Here is an 18,327-nt window from a genome sequence, read left to right on the forward strand (position 1 = left end):
AAACAATACAGAATAACCCAATTAACGTATTCTGAATCTACCTCCTTATATAATATTTTTGTGAGGCTTAGGTTGAATGATTTCCAGCTATCAACCTCAGATTTAATAGACACTTAGCCATAAATTAACTGGTTAGTGCTTGCTGTTCTTTGACATATCTGTAGTGTTCATAACTGCTATATACAGCCAATTCGATTGGCTCAGGGAGTCAGGTAGAGACTGAACTCCAACTGACCATGTAAGGTAATTAAATCCATCTTCATTCACGTGTATTTACTTCGGTGACCGCTACCATTTATCCTTTATTTTTCCAGAACATCTTTTGTGTTCTAATGAATTAGATAATCTGAAAAACTATTTAGGTTTATAAAGGCAATTCCACAAAAAAAGCCCCCACTAAGGGAGAACAAAAGAATATCAATTTGAGCCAAAACTGTTTAATATTTTCGAGCGATGGAGAGTTGTTTTTCGCTTAAAAGTGTTCATTTTTATTGAGCAATAATAAAGTTTAATAGTTAAATAATACTATACTCGTGATTGTGTCTGTGCCGCTATTGATATGATGATGTAGTTTTTTTCAACAAAACGCAACCAATATCTACCCAATAGTTGACAAGTTCGCTCTATAGTGATTAAGTAGAGAGGTAAATGATTATAGGAAGTCCACTAGGGGCGCTTTTTGCTGAGATAAGGATTAAATCCTTGGTCCCTTAGAACCTGAACTGGTTAATACCAGCGTAGGAAAGTGGAGACGGGATAGTTATGTCTACAAAACCGCTCCAGTTTAATGGGTGGTTTTTTTATTTTTTTAACATATCGATCTCGACGATACTTAGGGCTTTCTTCAAATTAATGAGGAGGCGTTCATATGTCATTTTCACAGGAACTAAGAAAAGAATCAGAGGTTATTTTTCAGGGGATTTTCGAGCATCCGTATGTCGATGGTTTAGGTAAAGGGGATGTACCAAAAGAAGCACTCATTCATTATGTGAAAGCTGATTTTGAGTATTTGAATGCATTTATCAACATTTACGGATTAGCGATTGCAAAGAGCTCTACAAGAGAAGATATGGCTTATTTTTATGAAAAAATTGGTTTTGTATTAAACAGTGAAATTCATCCGCACAATAATCTATGTCAGGTAGCTGGTGTAGATTATGATGACTTGCAAGGCTATGCCCTTCCGCCTACAGCCGATCATTATGTCAGTCATATGAAAAGCGCTGCACAACAAGGGAGTATGGGTGAGTTACTAGCTGCATTATTACCATGTCCTTGGACATATCTAGAAATTGGGCATTATTTAATCGATAAATATAAACCAGAACCGAATCACCCTTTCTATGATTGGATCACCTTTTACGCCAGGGAAGAAACGGCATCTATCACAACAGAGCTTCGTGAAAAACTAGACCACTGGGCACAAAACGTTGGAGAAACGGAAAAAGAAAAGGCAAGACAAGCATTTATAAAAAGTTGTCAATTAGAATATGGATTTTGGGAAATGGCCTATACCCAAGAAGAATGGCCGTTTAAGATAAGCTAAGCACTAGTTGTGGATAGCTATCTCATTTTCAGTCGTCATCCACGACGATAAGTGAACATAATTAAATAGCAAAGTTGCACTAGGGGAGCCGGAAAATGGCTGAGAAGAACGATATTGTTCTGACCCTTTGGACTCGATCTAGATCATACTAGCGTGGGGAAGTGCAGTCGAATAGTTTATGCATTTTTATTTTAATGCATAAACTCCGGCTGCATTCCTACGGGAGTGCAGCTTTTTTATATTTTTCAAGGAGGAGAATATTTATGGGGAATTTTGTTTGTCTAAGTAATCGAATAGCTGGGTGTCGTTTTTCTATTCATCCAATGCGAGATGATTTTATTGATATCATTACAACAGCACTAAAAGAAGTGGATACGTCAAAGGTGTGGGTGCAAACGGATGATGTGAGCACCTTAGTGAGAGGAAGAATCGCTCACATTTTTGATGTAACAAAAGCCCTTTATCTTCATGCTGCTAAGACTGGTGCTCACGTTGCCTTTGAAGCGACTTACTCAGTTGGTTGTCCAGGAGATACAGCCGGTGATGTTTTTATGGCGGAAGATGACGTTGTACTGAATAAAGAAACAGTTGATTCAATCAAACAAGAGACGTCTACTAAATTTGCTTTATATCCATTAGGTGGTGGCCAGTACATGGACCAAATCTATGCTCAAATTGAAGCAATGAAAGATCACGGGGTTGAAGTTAGCGGTACCCATTACGCCACTCGGTTAGATGGAGAAGCAGTCAATATATTTAACGGATTAGAAAAAGTATTTATTGATATGGAAGAGAGCGGTTCTTCTCATACTGTCATGACTGTATCTATGTCAGCAAATAGCCCCTCAACGAAAGGTGGAAAAGCAAATGAGTAAATGGACATTAAAAGAAGTTATTGTAATGGCAGCATTATCTGTTGTCTTTGGTGTGATCTATCTAGCCTTTATACCCATTGGCGGCATATTAGTCGGTTTTATGGGACCCATTGGATATGAGCCAATCTTTGGCATTTGGTTTATCGTTTCCATTATTGCAGCCTACATTTTTCAAAAACCTGGAGCAGCCTTCATATCAGAGACCATTGCCGCTACTATTGAAGTTATGCTAGGAAATGCACTGGGACCTCTTATTATCGTTGTTGGCATCATTCAAGGGATTGGAGCAGAGGCAGTATTTGCTGCTACAAGGTGGAAAAATTATAGTTTGTGGGTACTCATGTTAGCAGGTATGGGATCCGCAGTTACTAGCTTTATTTGGGGAATGTTCCAAAACGGTTATATTGCTTTTGCTCCTAGTTATATTCTAGCCATGTTTGTCATCCGCTTAATCAGTGGTGCTCTTATTGGTGGGTGGCTTGGCAAAGTAATAAGTGATGCTTTAGCTAAAACTGGCGTGCTAGCAAGTTTTGCACTTGGCAAGCAATATAAGAAAAGGAAAAAGGCCGCATGATTCAAACAGCCGTCATTAAAGTTGATCAGTTAACGTTATTTTTCGAAGATTATCCAGAAAAACCGGTATTAGATGCTATTAACTTTGAATCAATGGCTAAGGAGAACCTGTTAATCCTTGGTCCAAGTGGCTGTGGCAAAAGCACCTTAACGCACTGCCTAAATGGCCTCTATCCCAGAGAGTTAGACGGAAAATTGACAGGTGATGTTTTTATTAATTCGAAAAGCATTGTTGAATTTGCTCATGGTGAAGTTTCTCATACTGTAGGCGTTGTCTTTCAAGATCCCGAAACACAATTCTGTATGTTTACAGTTGAGGATGAGATTGCCTTTGGTCTCGAAAATAAAGGGATCTTGCCCTCTGAGATGGGAAAAATGATCGATCACGTATTAGAGTTAGTCAATATGACGCCATTCAAAAACAGAAGTATTACCACACTCTCAGGTGGACAAAAACAAAAATTAGCCTTAGCTTGTATTCTTGCCATGGAACCAGACATTCTCGTATTGGATGAGCCAACAGCAAATTTAGATCCTGTCGCAACGCTTGAATTCATTGACACGCTCGATCAACTACAACAGCAAAAAGAATTTTCATTTATCATTATTGAACACCAATTAGACGGTTGGGTATCACTCATTGACCGTTGCATGATGTTAAACAACAAAGGACAGCTATTTTACAATGGTAACTTAAGAGATGGAATTAATGCACATCGTCACACATTAGAACAGCAAGGTATTTGGATCCCAACCCCTACTAGGCTGGCATTGAACATCGAGCACCAGTCGGATTACACCTTTGATCATTTGCCGATAACTGTTGATGAGCTGGCCGCTTATCCATTGCCTACACCTGTCAGTTCAACCCGTATTACTAAAAGCAACCCGTTAGCTTTAAAAGCAGAGAAACTAACATGGACCAAAAAAAGTACACCGATTATAAATGAGGTAGATCTCAGCCTATATGAAGGTGAATTTATCACGATTTTAGGAGCAAATGGCAGTGGGAAATCATCGCTTTCGAAACTGATTGCCGGAATAGAGAAACCTACCAAAGGATCTACCTATCTCTATGAAAAAAAACTAAACGAATGGAAAGAAAGAGATTTAAGAACAAAAATCGGCTATGTCTTTCAGAATCCAGAACATCAATTTATTACGGATTCGGTATACGACGAGGTTTCATTAAGTTTACGCATACGAGGATTAAATGAAGCAGATATCAAAGAACGGGTCAGCCTCATTCTGCATCAGTGCCAATTAACGGGATTTGAGGAGAGTCATCCTTATACACTTAGTCAAGGTCAAAAAAGAAGATTAAGCGTGGCAACGATGATTGTTGATAACCAATCCTTACTGATACTTGATGAACCTACATTTGGTCAAGATGCTAATTCTACAAAACAACTGTTATCTCTATTACAGGAACGTAATGAAACGGGCACATCGATTGTCATGATTACGCATGATATGGAAATTGTCCATCAATATGCAGATCGCGTCATTGTAATGGAAGACGGAAAAATCGTCCTTGATGCCAGTCCAACTGCATTATGGGAAGTTCCAAGCGAACAATTATTGAACTGGCAACTTGAATTACCTGTTCAAGTAAAATTAGATCAACGAAAACAGAAGGATGTTTCATATGTATATTCATAATTTAAATCCGAGTATCAAAGCGATAACCATTATTTTAAGTGTTCTACTTTTAACGGTGGTGTTTGATCCGATTACACCACTTCTCTTTATCATTTGGATTTGGATTATCACGCTCTTTGTCGCTAAAGTTAATATTAAAAAATTTCTGCTTTTTCTTTCACCGTTCCTTATCTTTGCTTTTGGGATGTTTTGGAGCAATCTTGCATTTGGCAATGAGCCCACTAATCCAACTGAAGTTGTTTCCTTTTGGGGCAATAATATCCCGATAGAGAATATAAATACGGCTTTAGCTTTATCACTGAGAATTTTAGCCTTCGCCTCTTTATCTTTATTATTTCTTTTAACAACAAATATTTTGCATTTTATTCTGAGTCTCATGCAACAATGTAAGCTCCCACCTAAGCTTGCTTATGGGATCCTTGCAGGATACAGATTCTTGCCCATGATAAAAGATGAACTCGGACTTATCAGGTCTGCCCATCGTGTTCGCGGTATTAACCGAGCCAAGACACTAAAAGAGAAGATGCATCAATACAAACGTTTTATTATCCCGCTTCTTGCCAGTGCGATTCGAAAGGCTGAACGTACAGCCATTGCCATGGAATCAAAAGGATTTACTGGTAGTAGAGACCGTACTTTTTATCGACAATTTACAGTTACAACTAAAGACTGGTTATTCCTAGTCATGATGCTAAGCGTTTTAATTACGCTTATTATATTCGCTTGGCAAATAGGCTATTTCAGATGGTACACTGGCGAAATTTAAAAACAACTGGCCAGATATAGATTTATATAAAGACGCTCCCAACAAAGTGGACAGTAGAAATAATAAAATTCTACACTACTTTGTGTGGAGACGGGATAGTTATGTCTACAAAACCGCTCCAGTTTATAAAATGTACCCTATAGAGTAGACACTAAAAAAAAGACTACTCTATAGGGTGATAGGCTCCCCTTAAAGTAGACAGTTTATAAAATTACTTCTACTTAAGCGGAGCCTATCAAATTTACGTTTATTGTTCTGACATAAGTTGATTTTTCAATTGTTGAATGACTTCGTCTGAAGCTGGTGCCGCTGGTTGATAATGACCTTTTTGAAGGGCGAGGTTATACAATGTTCGCTGACGAGACTCATCCTGATTTCTCAGTTGAATTAAAGTCTGTCTTAGCTCTGTATTATTTGTTTGAGCGATGATATTGGCATAGCCTGTTAAGCTCGCATTTATTCCAGCTAAATAATCATTGACCATTTCTTTATCTTGAAGCATGCTTCAACCTCCTTAATTTAAATAAGTCATTAGATTTTGTTGGGCTTGTTTGGCCGCTTGTGCATCTCTCGCGAATAGTTCTTTAAACTCGGGATCCGTGCAATTTTGAGCATATACTTCCAATTTTTTTGTTACATTCCCATGCCCACCGATTAAACTTCGCAAGTGCTCGACTTCTAATTCAGTTAAGTGATGGCTCATAATCATCCTCCTTTGTCATTATAAATTGCCCATTTTTAGAAAGAAAATACATTATGTATTAGAAATATAAGGACAATGACTGTGAATATTGCGACACGAAACAGCTTATGTTTAAATGATTATAAGTTCAAAAAATTGGAAGGGAGTGAAAGGATGGAATTTAACATATTCATTATCATTATCAGCATCATTGCTATTTATGGCCCAATCATTATCATACCCGTGTGTTCAGTCATTTTAGTATCAAATATTCTTCATATTGTCTCTTATAAGATCCATATTCCAGACAAACAAAAAGCGAAGATCATTATATCTACCACTTTAATTTTGTTGGTTTTTTCATCTCTACTTTCAACTATTGCATCTAATTAATACTTTTAAAAGGAGGATTTTATGGTATCAGTCAGCCAAAGAATTTCAAAGGTAAAGCAACCAAGAGGAGGATACATAAAGCCAAAAGAATTTGTTGTGACTCATTTACAGGATGATTTTGATTTATATGAAAATGAAAATATTCATAGTCCATTAATTGGATTGGCTGTAGATTATTTGACTAGATTTATTAACGGTGCAACCCTTCAAGAGGCCTTTGAAATTTCAATGTTAGGAGCATCAAGGATTAGAAAAGACGCATTAGCAAATGAGTTACTTTCCAACATAAAAGGTACAGATGATAACTCAATCATAAACGCATGTAAGCTGGTTGGATTCGATGTCGTCTTTCGTTCAGGAGCTATGGGGTATAAACAAGTAGAATTAATTAACCCTGACTTAGAAACCATCTCAAATATCAGAGTTATGGTAAAGAGATCATTAAGTTTTTTTGATGCTTATGGTCCTATTGTAAAAGACGGTTTTAATTTTGAAGGTGGATACACCAAAGTAATTAGTAAAGGTGATGGTGACTTTTTAACAAAAGACACGTTGTGGGACTTCAAGGTATCTAAATCAAAACCAAAAAATAAACATACATTACAATTGTTTATATATTATTTACTGGGAATGCATTCAGTACACCCTGAATTTGAAGAAATTAAAAATTTAGGTGTATTTAATCCACGATTAAATACAGTCTACTTGCTGCCTGTCGATTCGATTCCTGATGAAGTCATAGAAGAAGTTGAAACTACTGTCATAGGCTACTAATATAACCTTCATAAATTGGGCTAAAGCTATATGGAGTGAATAGTAAGACATTAGAGTTATAAAGACTATTAACGCTTATTGTTAAACAATATAACCATTGAAAGGTAACGATCGTATGCATAATTAAGATAATCACCTTTTAGGATTTGTTCTTTTAATCTTTCAGGTTCCATGGATTCGATCTCCTTTCAAGTTATAGGTGTAATTAATGGTTAATTAAAAATAAACGCCTTAACTAGATATCCGTTTAAACCTTTTGTTGCGGACTGAATTGTGTATCTTAATCGGAACGAAAAGGATAGCCAATTGCAAGGATTATTTCAGAGGTGTAATCCTCAAATTTTTATTTGCCTTAAACTCTCACTTTGAACTTGTAAGTGATACTTACAAGTTCACACATCCACCGCTTCTCTTTCTTGATAAAAATTTTGAATATGAAATGTGAAACTCTAAATTGAGGTTTGATATAAATTATCTCGCAATTACTTCGATTTCTTCTATACGAATGTTATAACACTTAAAAATAAGAATTTATCAAAATAAGAATGTATATGCACTCAGTTTAATACATAAAGAAAACTCCTTATATTCAATTAAAAATTCAAAGGAGTTTCCAATTTGCTATTTGATTTATTATAGTTCAGTTTTTCCCGCCTCAAATTACTCATTAATGGGTTATTAATATATAACCTAAAATACAATTATTGATTGTCATCAGATTGCTTTACACTTAGCAAGGTGATTGTAACTAAGATGAACCCCATTCCAAACACTTGATTAATGGTCAATTGATTGCCTAAAAGGATAACTCCAAATAGAGAAGCAGTCACCGGCTCAATCATGGCTACCATTGAAGCAGTTGTCGGCGTCGTCCTACGAAGGCCAATCAGATAAATTATAAATGAAATGCCAGCACCTACAATGCCTAATAGAAGAAACGATCCTATGTCACTTGACCTAACGACAGCAGCGACTTCATGATTATCGACAAAAAGAAAAAGGATGCAGCAAAGTGTAAAAAAAGCGATGGTTAACGTCATTTGTGGTTTTGCGATAGAGGAGGCATGTTTAAATCCGAATATAAACAATGCATAGGAAAAACCGGAGGCAAGGCCGTAGACAACACCGAGGAAACTGACTGAAATTGAATTGAAGTTGTAAGCATCTGTAAGTAGAATGACTGCGATTAGTACAACAACAATGCACCTCCACTTAAACCATGTTGAACGCTCTATTAACAGTAAAAAGGAAATGAGCATAACGAACACAGGCGCTGTGTACATTAAAGTTACGGCAACAGCGATGCTTGAAGCTTGTATGCTGAAAAAATAAAATGTAAAGTTTCCTGCAATACCAACACCAGCTAGCAGGGCCCATTTATATAAATCATTAGAAATAACCCAATTCTGCCAAAAACTGAAAAGAGACCACGTAAAAAAACATATAAACCCAACAAACCCCCGACAAAACGAAATCACAACAGGATCCCAGCCCTTAGCCATTAAAATATCAGCAATCCCCCCACTTACTACCCAACATATAGCGGCTACCATAACTAAACCGATCCCTGCAAACCTCACTGGTGAGCCCCCTTTATCAACTCAATTAGCGTACAACTTACTTTTAGATGCAGACTTTTTAGAAAGACCAAAATTCAGTATGCTAACTCTATTAATAACGATCACATAAAAAATATGCTAAAAGATAAACGCCTATAATTTAATTTTTTTCGAAGGGAGAAACCATTAAATGCAAAAAGAGCCAACAATTAATATTATTGTTAGCTCTGCTCGTTTATTCGTACAGAATGCACGTAATTTATGTAGTGGCTCACTATATTGCGATCCCACTTGATTCTCAGTCAAGTGGAGTTGGAATCGTATCATTTAGTCTTTATTTTCCTTTACACACTGAACGGCTTGTAATATATCTTTAAAGGTGTGTTGAAGGCTGGCATCTTTTCTCCCTGTGAGTATAGCTTTTGCGTTGGGCTATCTTTCTTTAACATCAGAGACATAAGCAAGAGGTGTCGAGCATGTGGAGAAACAGCGAACTCTTCTCCTAAACCCGGTGATATGTTGCACGCCCTGAACTGATATATCTTTTTTTTATTTTTATGGTTATTCTTTTCTAAGGACTCCAATATACTAGTAATGTACAATTTTCAAAAAAACCGCTGTTCCTTATACTACGGTTCCCCCCAATTAATCCTAAATGACCGATAGATCTGCTCAAGTAAGTCAAGTCTCATTAGTTGATGAGGCAGTATCATGTTTGATTATGATAGTTAGAAATTGCTTTGTTTGAAGAACGCTTCACTTAGGCCGAGCGAGCCCCCGATGACGTCGTGTCATATTTAGTCTCCTCGGTATTGTATTTGAACCAAGTGTATATGACCTTATCTAATCTGTCTAATTAAGTGTAACCGATGCACAACTAATATCCGAAACTATCTCTTAATACTATAAGTACACTTTTTCGGGTTATTTTTATGTACAATATTCATTTTTATTCAAACTTATTCATTATAATAAATTAGCTTATTGCTATCATCTATTACACCATTTATACCCTCTGAACCAGAAAATTTGTTTACCAATTCATAGTACTCACTAATGTTCTTAGGGGTTACGTATTTTTCTTCATTTGAAACAAACAAAATTTCGAAGTAGTTTAACTTATTTTTTTTAACCTCAATTTCTAGTATTGTATACGTTAGATAATTCCAACTTCTAACAATCGTTTTTCTTCTCATTATTACCCCTCCACAAACCCTTATTAATATAAGGTAAACATGCAAAATATATATTTAAATTTCAACTTCAACTCTTTCTTTTACTAATTTTCTTCATCATTGTTATAGGCCCCACTTACTATATCTATCATTTTTTCGCCTTGGGCTAGTAACTGGTCATAAGTAATAATGGTAATTGAACTTAATCTGCTATTTAAACCATGTAAAGCTCTATGCTTATCTTTGTTCCATTCACTCGAACAACCAATTACAATAATAGCTTTAGGATGATATGCAATAACTTCTGGATGGTCTCTTAAGCCCCTCGCCGCCTCTTCTTGGAACATATCTAGGTACCTGTGACATTGTCCTATAACTTTTGATACTTCAGAAGTAAAATAATAATTCTGATGGGAATTATCATGATTTAAAACCTTCATATCAGGTCTCTTTAGTTCCACTAAATCCCTATAACCCGTGATAACTGTTGGTAACATTAGATTAATTTTATCAGATGCTGATATAGCTCTTACATTATCATTTACAACAAAAGAATTCCCAGATGCCCAAGGCTGTTCTTCACACCACTGTTGATATTTTTGTTTGTCTTTAATACCACTTTCAAGATAATTATCTAGTTGTACGACTGCTGAACGCAACTCTTGCAAGCGTATAGAACTTCTAAAAGCCGTTAATAACTCGCTACTTAACTCTTTTCCCACCTAATATTGTGCAATATCAGGTCTATTTAATACTCCCAAAATGCCTTGTACAACTTCTTCAGGTTCGTGATTTCCAAAAGAATGTACTTCCTCTGCTGTTTTTAAAATAATATACTCCCCATTATCTTCTTTTTCTGATAATGCCAGAATTTTTTCAAACTACTATACAATGAGAGAGTTGCATTTGTATTCAAACTCGTCGATTTTTCTTTAAACAAAAACCAATCCATAGGTGGGTGTCCTTTTTTTTAGTTAATATCTTAACACTAAGTTCCTTACCCGTGCTCCTATCTATATAAAATGGAACTACTGTTATTTTCATTTTAGAAGATTGATGTATTACAACTGGCTGAGTATAGGAGACATTCCCTGACATAGCATCTTTTATTGTTACTATTTGAACATCTTCTCCATCCACTTCGAATCCCTTCTTAAAAATAAAAGTAGGAGCTATTAAACTCCTACTTTTAAAATCTTGATGTATTGCATCTTAAATGTGTTGTATTGACCTCTTAATTTGCATATCTATTCTTCGTTTCCATTCAGGAGCATCATTATTACTCTCAACTAAACAATCTCTTAAAGTTTGTTCCACTTGACTGGATAATAATCTATTTGTCTTACTAAAGCCAGCTTCAAACAAGTCTGCAAATTGATTCAATGTCATCGGTACAATTTGAAGTGCCATTCTGGAATCATCATTCCTGTACCAAACACCAATCCTGAACGTTTCGGCAGTATTAGTATCAATATTATTAGCCATGAACAAACCATAAACTCGCTTGCCGATGTTTTCATATTGGTCAACTAAATCTGCAACATGTCTTCTTACTGGTTCGCCCTCAACAGCTTCTTGTCTTGATGAAGAAGTTAATGTGACTTCACCGACAATTACAAAGTCCTCAAACTCGAATATTATATCAGGGCCATTTCCTGGAGCTGTTCCCACAGGTAAAAATTCCTGATCCACTTTAAACCTTCTTGCTTCCCAAGGTTTATTTTCTAACGAATTGATTGCAAGAAATGCTCTCCACAAAGCCCATTCTAAATATGCAGGACCTTCACCTTGTGGGACTATACTCCCTCTGCGGATAGGGACTGTCAACGCCCGAAGATAAGCTAATATGTCTTTCCATTCATAAATTTGATTTTCGGCAAATTTATATTCGAGAATCTTAAATAATTCACCCTCAAGCTTTAGTCTTAATTGTGATAAGTCTTCTACTTCCATACTATACAAATCTGGAACATCAATATGTTCACCATTTTCTTTTATATGAGACAAAATTGTTTCTATAGCTTCTATTGCTTCAGGAGTATTATCAGTAGGAAGATTTGCACCATTCCAGAGAGTATTTAAATAATTAGTACTAGAAATGGGTTCAAATGGCATATAGGCAATCTGTTTAACAATTGTAGTTTTATGCTTTGCAATCCGAATCTTTCTGCCATCCTCTGCGAATAAACCAGTCAACTTTAAGTACCGAAAATTAGAATCTGCATAATCAAGCAATGTTTGACTACTTTGACTTGATAAGCAGTCAGCAACACTTTCTCTTACCTTTCTAACATATTGCTTTCGATTAACTGATTTATTAGCCTCACTCCTGAACTGAGAAATATTATTGACCACTTTTTTAACAGACTCTATATCTCGTGTAACTTGTACAAATGATGCCATTTCATCTTTGCTAATTGAACTATCAAGACCTTGTTTTTTAAGTTCTTCTAAAATTTCTAAAACGATTCTTAATGGGCTAAAAACTGCTCCATTATGATTTTCAATTTCTGATGGTATTTGATATGCAAGTAGCGCTCTTAAAAAACACTCTTGTTCTTCTGGTAATGAATCTACCTTTATTAATCTTCTTCCATTTGAAGTAACACAATAAGGGTATACTTTTAATTTTGAATTTTTAACAATACTTGGACTAGGTGTGATAAACCCCAATTGCATTAATGCCGCTCTCCACTTTCTACCGACATCACTAACATCACTATTTTTAGATTCATCTAGGCGTTTAAGATATACCACACCTGATTCATGTAACAATCTTGCAAATTCCTGTTCTGCTTTTTTCCCTACTAAGTTACCATGCAAAGAAGACCTAACTAATATAGTTAAGCCATCCTTCAATCTTTTTGCATTTCTTATTGTAGTATTCCCTATATACCAAGCCCGTTCCATAGTAAGACCTTCTTTCCTTCCTTAGTAACCCACAAAAAGATACTCTTTCACTCTGTTTTTATTATCTCCAACTTTATGGCCTTGGTTACCAAAAGAATATCGATGATCTAGTGCTACCACTTCAACTTGTTGTTTGTATTTGGACATTAACTCTAACATTTCATCTTTTGTCGGTAATGAGTTAGATGAATAAGAAACAATTAAAATACTATTTCTATGTTTTTTAAATAATTTATCAAATGCATCATATGCACCCTTTCGAGAACTAAAAGGCGTTGGATAACTCTTAAACTTTTTAGTTTTTGTATGCCACTGCATTTCTACGTCTTTCCAACCTTTTACAAGCCCCTCAACAAAATGATATCGTCGAACATACTCATTATCTGAGTGCGGACTATAATATGGTGGGTCAATATATACTAAATCCGCCTTTTGTCTATTATCTATCGCATCACCATGACGCGACTTATTTTTCTCGCCATTATCGAATACTGCATTATTATATAACTCAACAGCATTTAAGAAATGTTCTTCTAAGGATAGTGCTAAATCTGGACGGCCATCATTGTATCGTTGACCTGTGTAAGTAAATATGCCTCTAGGCCGTTTTTTAAGACATGCACGTACTAATGATGATAGAGCTAATGACCTTTTATATTGGTTATCCAACCTATTAACATTTGCTCTAATTAAATCAATAAAATAATTATCCGTGTCATCAAAGTAAATGTCTTTAAACGTACTACTTACAAAATTGTCCATTGAAGTTGTATTATCAAATAAAATTTTTATATCTCTTGCAGATAGTGTTGTCTTGTTATTTTCAATAAGCGCTTTTGTATAAGTAGCCGAGAATGCCATATAATCATTGCTTAGTACTTGTTTGTTCTGTGTTTTAAACATATAACTTACTACACTACTTCCGCTAAACAAGTCTAATACACTATTAAATTCGAACTGAGAAGCTACTCCCCATATATGCTCTAAAAGGTTCTGCTTACTCCCCATAAATCTAGTGGATGGAAATTTCTCCATTTGTTCTGGTAACTCTATCGCTGTTGGCACTAAGGAAATTTTCTTATGGGGCTCAGCTTTTACCAATAAATCTTCCCCACTCCTGCTAGAACCTTTACTACTTATATTTCTTCTAGTTTTATGAACACTTATATTATATTTCTCATACAACTCATGTACTAATGGATGATTGGAATTAGTTAATAGAACATTACAGCCCATTTCATGCAACCTATGAACTTCATTGGCTAAATCGATATGATCTTCTTCATAAAATTGTTCTTTTGTATATCTTTTAAAATCTGCATATTGAGATGTTGGCAAATATGGAGGGTCAAGGAAAATAAAATCTCCCGGCTTAGCGTGTTTTCTTAATACATCTTTATAATCACCTAGAACTATCTCCGCACTTCTTAAAGCCTTGCTCGCAGCTCTAAGATTGTCTTCATTACATATTTTTGGGTTTTTATAGTAACCAAACGGCACATTAAATTTTCCTTTTCGGTTCACACGATATAATCCATTAAAGCATGTTCTATTCAAGTATATAGTACGTGCTGCTTTTTCAATTGGGTTCAGGGTTTCTATGTCAATTGCTCTAATTTCATAAAAAAATTCTTTATTATTTTCCATTTTTTTTAATTCTACAATTAATTCATCTATATTATTAGCAATAACAGTGTATAAATTTATTAATTCAGGATTAGAATCTGCAATTATTGCTTCTTTAGGGTTTAACTCAAAGAATAATGCTCCTCCGCCAAAAAATGGTTCTATATATTTATTGTATTTTTTAGGAACTTCAGGAAGTAAAGTGTCTATCATTTGCTGCTTCCCACCAGCCCACTTTAAAACTGGTTTAGGTTTATTAAATAACAGTTCCTGTTGTACAAATTCTACTTGAGGTTTCATTTTTATCCTCCAATAATCTACAGGCTCAAATACATACTACGATATTAATTCGACAAAAATTTGAGTTTTCCTTTTTATTATATATAAAATTACATAATAAATCATTTTTGAAAATTACACAATGATTTGTTTGATCTAATTCGAGCTAATGGGTATCAACTTTTACTCCTATACAGTTTTAACTTATATTTGAAATTCCAAAATTTCAAAAAATCTAACCTCAATTTATGGATAGATGACCTCAAAATAACTCTGTTTGTTGCCCTTCGCCTCTTTTATAAAGAATTTTTTATTTAATTTAATAGGAAGTGAGTATGTGTTAATTTTGTATAAAAGAACCATCGCTAATGTAATTCAACATAAAAACTATTGGACTGGATTCTCAATTTAAGTGTGGTCAACACAACTTAATGATTTATGGTGTTGTGGAAGAAAAGTGGTGATCATAAGGTTAGATTAACTCGAAGAAATTGATACTAATTAATAGATACCGAATTTCCTGGTCAGAAAAGAGGTGGGTTAGTCGGGGATAAAAGATGTTTTTTCTGTAAGAAACAACACCAACGACGATACCTCTTCAATAAAGAGTACCATTTTAATTTCTTTGTTTCTTATAATTCTGTTTGTAGGTTGTAAGCGTCAAGTAAAAATGAACACTTTTTGCTAATTGATTTTGAACACTTTCTTCCTTAAATATGGATGTTCGATTCTTCATTCGATGACTGTCTTCACCCTGAAATTGAATGACTTCTATCCGATGTAGAATCCTATCCAAAATAGCTGTGGTGATCCCTTGGTCACCTAATAAATCGCCCCATTCACTTGGCCCCTTACTTGAGGTAAGTATAATCGAGGCCTTGTCATGCAAGTCATTGATAAGATGGAAAAAGAGGTTAGCTTCTCTCTGATCCATCGCCATAAACATCAGATCATCAATAATGACCAGATTGGCGGCTCTTATTCGCTTCATCTTAATTTGAGCTTTTCGTGTGAATTCTTCAGCTTTTAAATGTCTTATCAATTCTTCCATCGTTATATACATAACCTGATAACCTTGATGAACGGCCTTAATCCCAAGTGCAGTGGCTAAATGTGTTTTCCCGACACCTGCTGTTCCTAACAGGACCAAGTTATATAATTGATCGATCCAGGTTAGCTCACTTAACTGTTTTATCTGCTTTTGACTTAAGGTTTGTTGCTCATTAAGGTTGTACATCTCAAGTGTTGTGTGGGCAGGAAACGCTGCCCACTTTAATTGTCGTTCAATTTGCTTTTCACCACGTCGTTTCAACTCATATGAAGCCATTTCTGTTAATAGCTCACGATAAGTCCAATCTTTTGATTCAGCGCATCGAATGAGATCGGGTAAATATTCTGATGTTTCCGCTAAACGTAATGTCTTAAATTGTTTTTGTAATGACTCCAAAGTCATCATGATCTCACCGTCCCTTCAAGAACTTCAAGGTACGGATCCAGATCCCTTACTTCTGGTTTCATGCTGCTATAATCAGATTGACCAGAGCCAATTTGTTTTATGTTCATTTTTGTATGCTTAGTGGATTGTTGTTGCCTCATCAAATGAGATAACACATCTTTAAATTCCGAACCACTATAAAAACGGCTTTTCAGACATTCATTTAGAGCTTGAGTGCTTAGGTTAGGCGGAACATTCTTAATCGAATCTGAAATGATTTTCAGCTGATCTCTCATGTATCGCGGATACTGTGTTTGAACTTTCATTAAGTACCGCATCGCTTTGTCTTGATTTTGGAATGCTTCAGAAACAGTTTTCATGTAGGCATGTATACCTTTGGTTCGATCTCGTTTGTGTTGTCAATATTGAATGAGTTCTCCTTTCCCTTCGCATAAGGGATGCTCAGCCATGATAGGGCCATCCATCGATTCATGTATGTGAAGCTTCAGCACTTCATATCTCAGTATGAATGGAAAAAAGATCATTACATGGTGAAGCAACAAGGGAGAAAGTCAACGATCATAACGAGTAATTTATCTTTTATTAATTATCAAGACATTTTTCATGATTCTTTCTTAACCGCAGCTTTAACGGATCGTTTAACGCATAAGTTTTATGTTTTGAATATGAATGGCAATTCTTATCGGATACGTGAAACAGCAGAATGGCTTAAATCAGAAAGTGAACAAGTGGTGCAAAATTAAATTAACATATGGTTCACTTTTTAATTGACAAATACAGAGTAGAAGCATCTAGTATGCTATAATTTAGTTTAGATGACTTATTTAAGATACTATCAAAGATCGAACGTGAGAGGAATTGAAACGAATGAACTCAATCGTAATACACAAACATCAATTAATGTACAACAACAGGAAAGATTATTTGGAACGTGGCTAACATTCTACGTGGGTTATATAAACCACATGAGTACGGTAAAGTTATTTTACCGATGACAGTGATCAAACCTCTAATGTTAACTCGTGAAGAAGTACTAAAAGCAGCTAAACAAACTAAATGGATGAACGCAACAATACACACCACGTTAAAGAGAAAGATTAATGCACGCATGGTGAATATGGCTTGAAATAATAGGTAAGAGATGCTTGAAAGGAATCTATTTAAAGAACCATTACAAGACACCCTTTCAGAATAATACGCTCAAGGTGAGCGATCCTACAGAAAAATGTTGATGCAGACTAGAACTTTTTAATACCGGCTATTCTCTTTTAGCAAGAGACTTTTATAGATGGTGACGATCGTAGAATTCAGAGGACTATATGTTGTAACTGCTAAACTAAATGTAACAGTTCTCGATTGATAAGATTTAACACTTTTTGCCCATAAATCTTCTGGTGATTTTGTAAAGAGCCAGAAAAACACTAACGTTTCTTCTTAGACACTAGATATAATAGGTTTATATATCTGAAAGTGTTTGAGGAGGTTTGAAAGGTGGATAATTGGCAAATGTATATGGAAATTGATCAACTATTAAAACAAGGTTTTAGTAAGAGTAAGGTTGCTGAAAAGTTAGGGATTTCAAGGCCAACGTTATATCGTTATTTAAAGAGAAATCCGCAGGAGATGGCAGAATGGATGGTTACTATTCAATCAAGAGAAAAGAAGTTTGATAAGTATAAAGAATTAATTCTTTCCTGGTTGAGGCAGTACCCAGATATGACGGCAGCTCAAGTACAAGGTTGGCTGCTTGAGAAATATCCATCTTTTGAAGTTGGAGAAAGTACTGTTAGATCTTATGTGAGAGAACTGAGAAAAGAATCCAACATACCTAAAGAGGCATCGCCTAGATCATATGAGGCTATACCCGATCCTCCATTAGGAGAACAAGTCCAAGTGGACTTCGGCCAGACGAAAAATAAGAAATCCAATGGAGGAGGAACAGTTAAACTATATTTTATTGCATTTGTATTATCTCATTCTCGATATAAATATATGTATTGGCTAGATCGTCCTTTTACAACGAAAGACGTTATTGAGTCACATGAGTTAGC

General features: G+C 35.4%; 19 protein-coding genes, 1 pseudogene and 2 riboswitches. Of the genes and pseudogenes, 9 read left to right on the forward strand and 11 right to left on the reverse strand.

From position 1 onward, the window contains the following. Positions 1-658: 658 nt before the first annotated feature. Positions 659-761, forward strand: a riboswitch (TPP riboswitch). A gap of 107 nt (positions 762-868) precedes the next feature. The 5 genes from tenA (at position 869) to BLR62_RS02080 (ending at position 5,422) form a co-directional block, all read left to right on the forward strand. After that, positions 869-1,546 (forward strand): thiaminase II, encoded by a 678-nt coding sequence (tenA, locus tag BLR62_RS02060; RefSeq protein ID WP_090792513.1) that lies wholly within the window; start codon positions 869-871, stop codon positions 1,544-1,546. 71 nt (positions 1,547-1,617) lie between these two features. Continuing rightward, positions 1,618-1,723, forward strand: a riboswitch (TPP riboswitch). An 86-nt stretch (positions 1,724-1,809) separates the two neighbouring features. Then, positions 1,810-2,421: a YkoF family thiamine/hydroxymethylpyrimidine-binding protein gene (locus BLR62_RS02065; RefSeq protein ID WP_090792516.1), complete on the forward strand. Its 612-nt coding sequence runs from the start codon at positions 1,810-1,812 to the stop codon at positions 2,419-2,421. Next, a complete protein-coding gene (locus BLR62_RS02070) occupies positions 2,414-2,995 on the forward strand; it encodes an ECF transporter S component (RefSeq protein ID WP_090792520.1) in 582 nt (193 codons plus the stop codon). The genes BLR62_RS02065 and BLR62_RS02070 overlap by 8 nt, the downstream gene beginning before the upstream one ends. Next, a complete protein-coding gene (locus BLR62_RS02075; RefSeq protein ID WP_090792523.1) occupies positions 2,992-4,656 on the forward strand; it encodes an ABC transporter ATP-binding protein in 1,665 nt (554 codons plus the stop codon). Before BLR62_RS02070 ends, BLR62_RS02075 begins: the two co-directional genes overlap by 4 nt. Continuing rightward, entirely contained in the window at positions 4,643-5,422 is a 780-nt protein-coding gene (locus BLR62_RS02080) for an energy-coupling factor transporter transmembrane component T family protein (RefSeq protein ID WP_090792525.1), read from the forward strand. The genes BLR62_RS02075 and BLR62_RS02080 overlap by 14 nt, the downstream gene beginning before the upstream one ends. A gap of 247 nt (positions 5,423-5,669) precedes the next feature. Here the strand turns inward: BLR62_RS02080 and BLR62_RS02085 are convergent, their stop codons facing one another. After that, on the reverse strand, positions 5,670-5,924 hold the full coding sequence (locus BLR62_RS02085) for a spore coat protein (RefSeq protein ID WP_090792528.1): 255 nt from the start codon (positions 5,922-5,924) through the stop codon (positions 5,670-5,672). 12 nt (positions 5,925-5,936) lie between these two features. Next, the gene (locus BLR62_RS02090; protein WP_090792531.1) at positions 5,937-6,125 is read right to left on the reverse strand and encodes a hypothetical protein; all 189 of its coding nucleotides are present in this window, start codon (positions 6,123-6,125) and stop codon (positions 5,937-5,939) included. A 393-nt stretch (positions 6,126-6,518) separates the two neighbouring features. Here BLR62_RS02090 and BLR62_RS02095 point away from each other — a divergent pair, with 393 nt between their 5' ends. Next, complete coding sequence (locus BLR62_RS02095; RefSeq protein WP_090792533.1) at positions 6,519-7,271, forward strand: hypothetical protein; 753 nt, start codon at positions 6,519-6,521, stop codon at positions 7,269-7,271. 701 nt (positions 7,272-7,972) lie between these two features. Here BLR62_RS02095 and BLR62_RS02100 read toward each other — a convergent pair. The 9 genes and pseudogenes from BLR62_RS02100 to BLR62_RS02140 all read right to left on the reverse strand — a co-directional run bounded on the left by BLR62_RS02100 (position 7,973) and on the right by BLR62_RS02140 (position 16,635). Beyond that, complete coding sequence (locus BLR62_RS02100) at positions 7,973-8,851, reverse strand: DMT family transporter (protein WP_090792536.1); 879 nt, start codon at positions 8,849-8,851, stop codon at positions 7,973-7,975. A gap of 608 nt (positions 8,852-9,459) precedes the next feature. After that, a pseudogene (locus BLR62_RS12360) lies at positions 9,460-9,615 on the reverse strand (23S rRNA (pseudouridine(1915)-N(3))-methyltransferase RlmH); the annotation flags it as partial. 174 nt (positions 9,616-9,789) lie between these two features. Next, a complete protein-coding gene (locus BLR62_RS02110) occupies positions 9,790-10,026 on the reverse strand; it encodes a hypothetical protein (protein ID WP_090792540.1) in 237 nt (78 codons plus the stop codon). Positions 10,027-10,109: 83 nt separating this feature from the next. Beyond that, positions 10,110-10,727: a Shedu anti-phage system protein SduA domain-containing protein gene (locus BLR62_RS02115; RefSeq protein ID WP_090792543.1), complete on the reverse strand. Its 618-nt coding sequence runs from the start codon at positions 10,725-10,727 to the stop codon at positions 10,110-10,112. A gap of 190 nt (positions 10,728-10,917) precedes the next feature. Continuing rightward, on the reverse strand, positions 10,918-11,145 hold the full coding sequence (locus BLR62_RS02120; RefSeq protein WP_090792544.1) for a hypothetical protein: 228 nt from the start codon (positions 11,143-11,145) through the stop codon (positions 10,918-10,920). 72 nt (positions 11,146-11,217) lie between these two features. Then, a complete protein-coding gene (locus BLR62_RS02125) occupies positions 11,218-12,915 on the reverse strand; it encodes an AlwI family type II restriction endonuclease (RefSeq protein ID WP_090792547.1) in 1,698 nt (565 codons plus the stop codon). Between the two features lie 21 nt (positions 12,916-12,936). Further along, positions 12,937-14,841, reverse strand: a complete 1,905-nt coding sequence (locus tag BLR62_RS02130; RefSeq protein WP_090792550.1) for a Dam family site-specific DNA-(adenine-N6)-methyltransferase — start codon at positions 14,839-14,841, stop codon at positions 12,937-12,939. Positions 14,842-15,436: 595 nt separating this feature from the next. Beyond that, a complete protein-coding gene (gene istB, locus BLR62_RS02135; RefSeq protein ID WP_425438849.1) occupies positions 15,437-16,276 on the reverse strand; it encodes an IS21-like element helper ATPase IstB in 840 nt (279 codons plus the stop codon). Then, positions 16,273-16,635 carry a hypothetical protein gene (locus tag BLR62_RS02140; RefSeq protein ID WP_090792556.1) on the reverse strand — a complete coding sequence of 121 codons (363 nt, stop codon included), beginning with the start codon at positions 16,633-16,635 and terminating at the stop codon, positions 16,273-16,275. Before BLR62_RS02140 ends, istB begins: the two co-directional genes overlap by 4 nt. Before the next feature lie 111 nt (positions 16,636-16,746). Between BLR62_RS02140 and BLR62_RS02145 the strand changes: the two genes are divergently transcribed. The 3 genes from BLR62_RS02145 to BLR62_RS02155 all read left to right on the forward strand — a co-directional run. Then, the gene (locus tag BLR62_RS02145; RefSeq protein WP_281241142.1) at positions 16,747-17,019 is read left to right on the forward strand and encodes an ATP-binding protein; all 273 of its coding nucleotides are present in this window, start codon (positions 16,747-16,749) and stop codon (positions 17,017-17,019) included. 188 nt (positions 17,020-17,207) lie between these two features. Then, on the forward strand, positions 17,208-17,402 hold the full coding sequence (locus BLR62_RS12560; protein ID WP_245719372.1) for a type I restriction-modification system subunit M N-terminal domain-containing protein: 195 nt from the start codon (positions 17,208-17,210) through the stop codon (positions 17,400-17,402). A 365-nt stretch (positions 17,403-17,767) separates the two neighbouring features. Further along, the coding region (locus BLR62_RS02155) for a helix-turn-helix domain-containing protein (protein ID WP_143008339.1) at positions 17,768-18,327 on the forward strand (560 nt) is incomplete at its 3' end.

Source organism: Pelagirhabdus alkalitolerans (assembly GCF_900096905.1).
In the GTDB taxonomy this organism is placed as follows: Bacteria; Bacillota; Bacilli; order Bacillales; family Amphibacillaceae; genus Pelagirhabdus; species Pelagirhabdus alkalitolerans.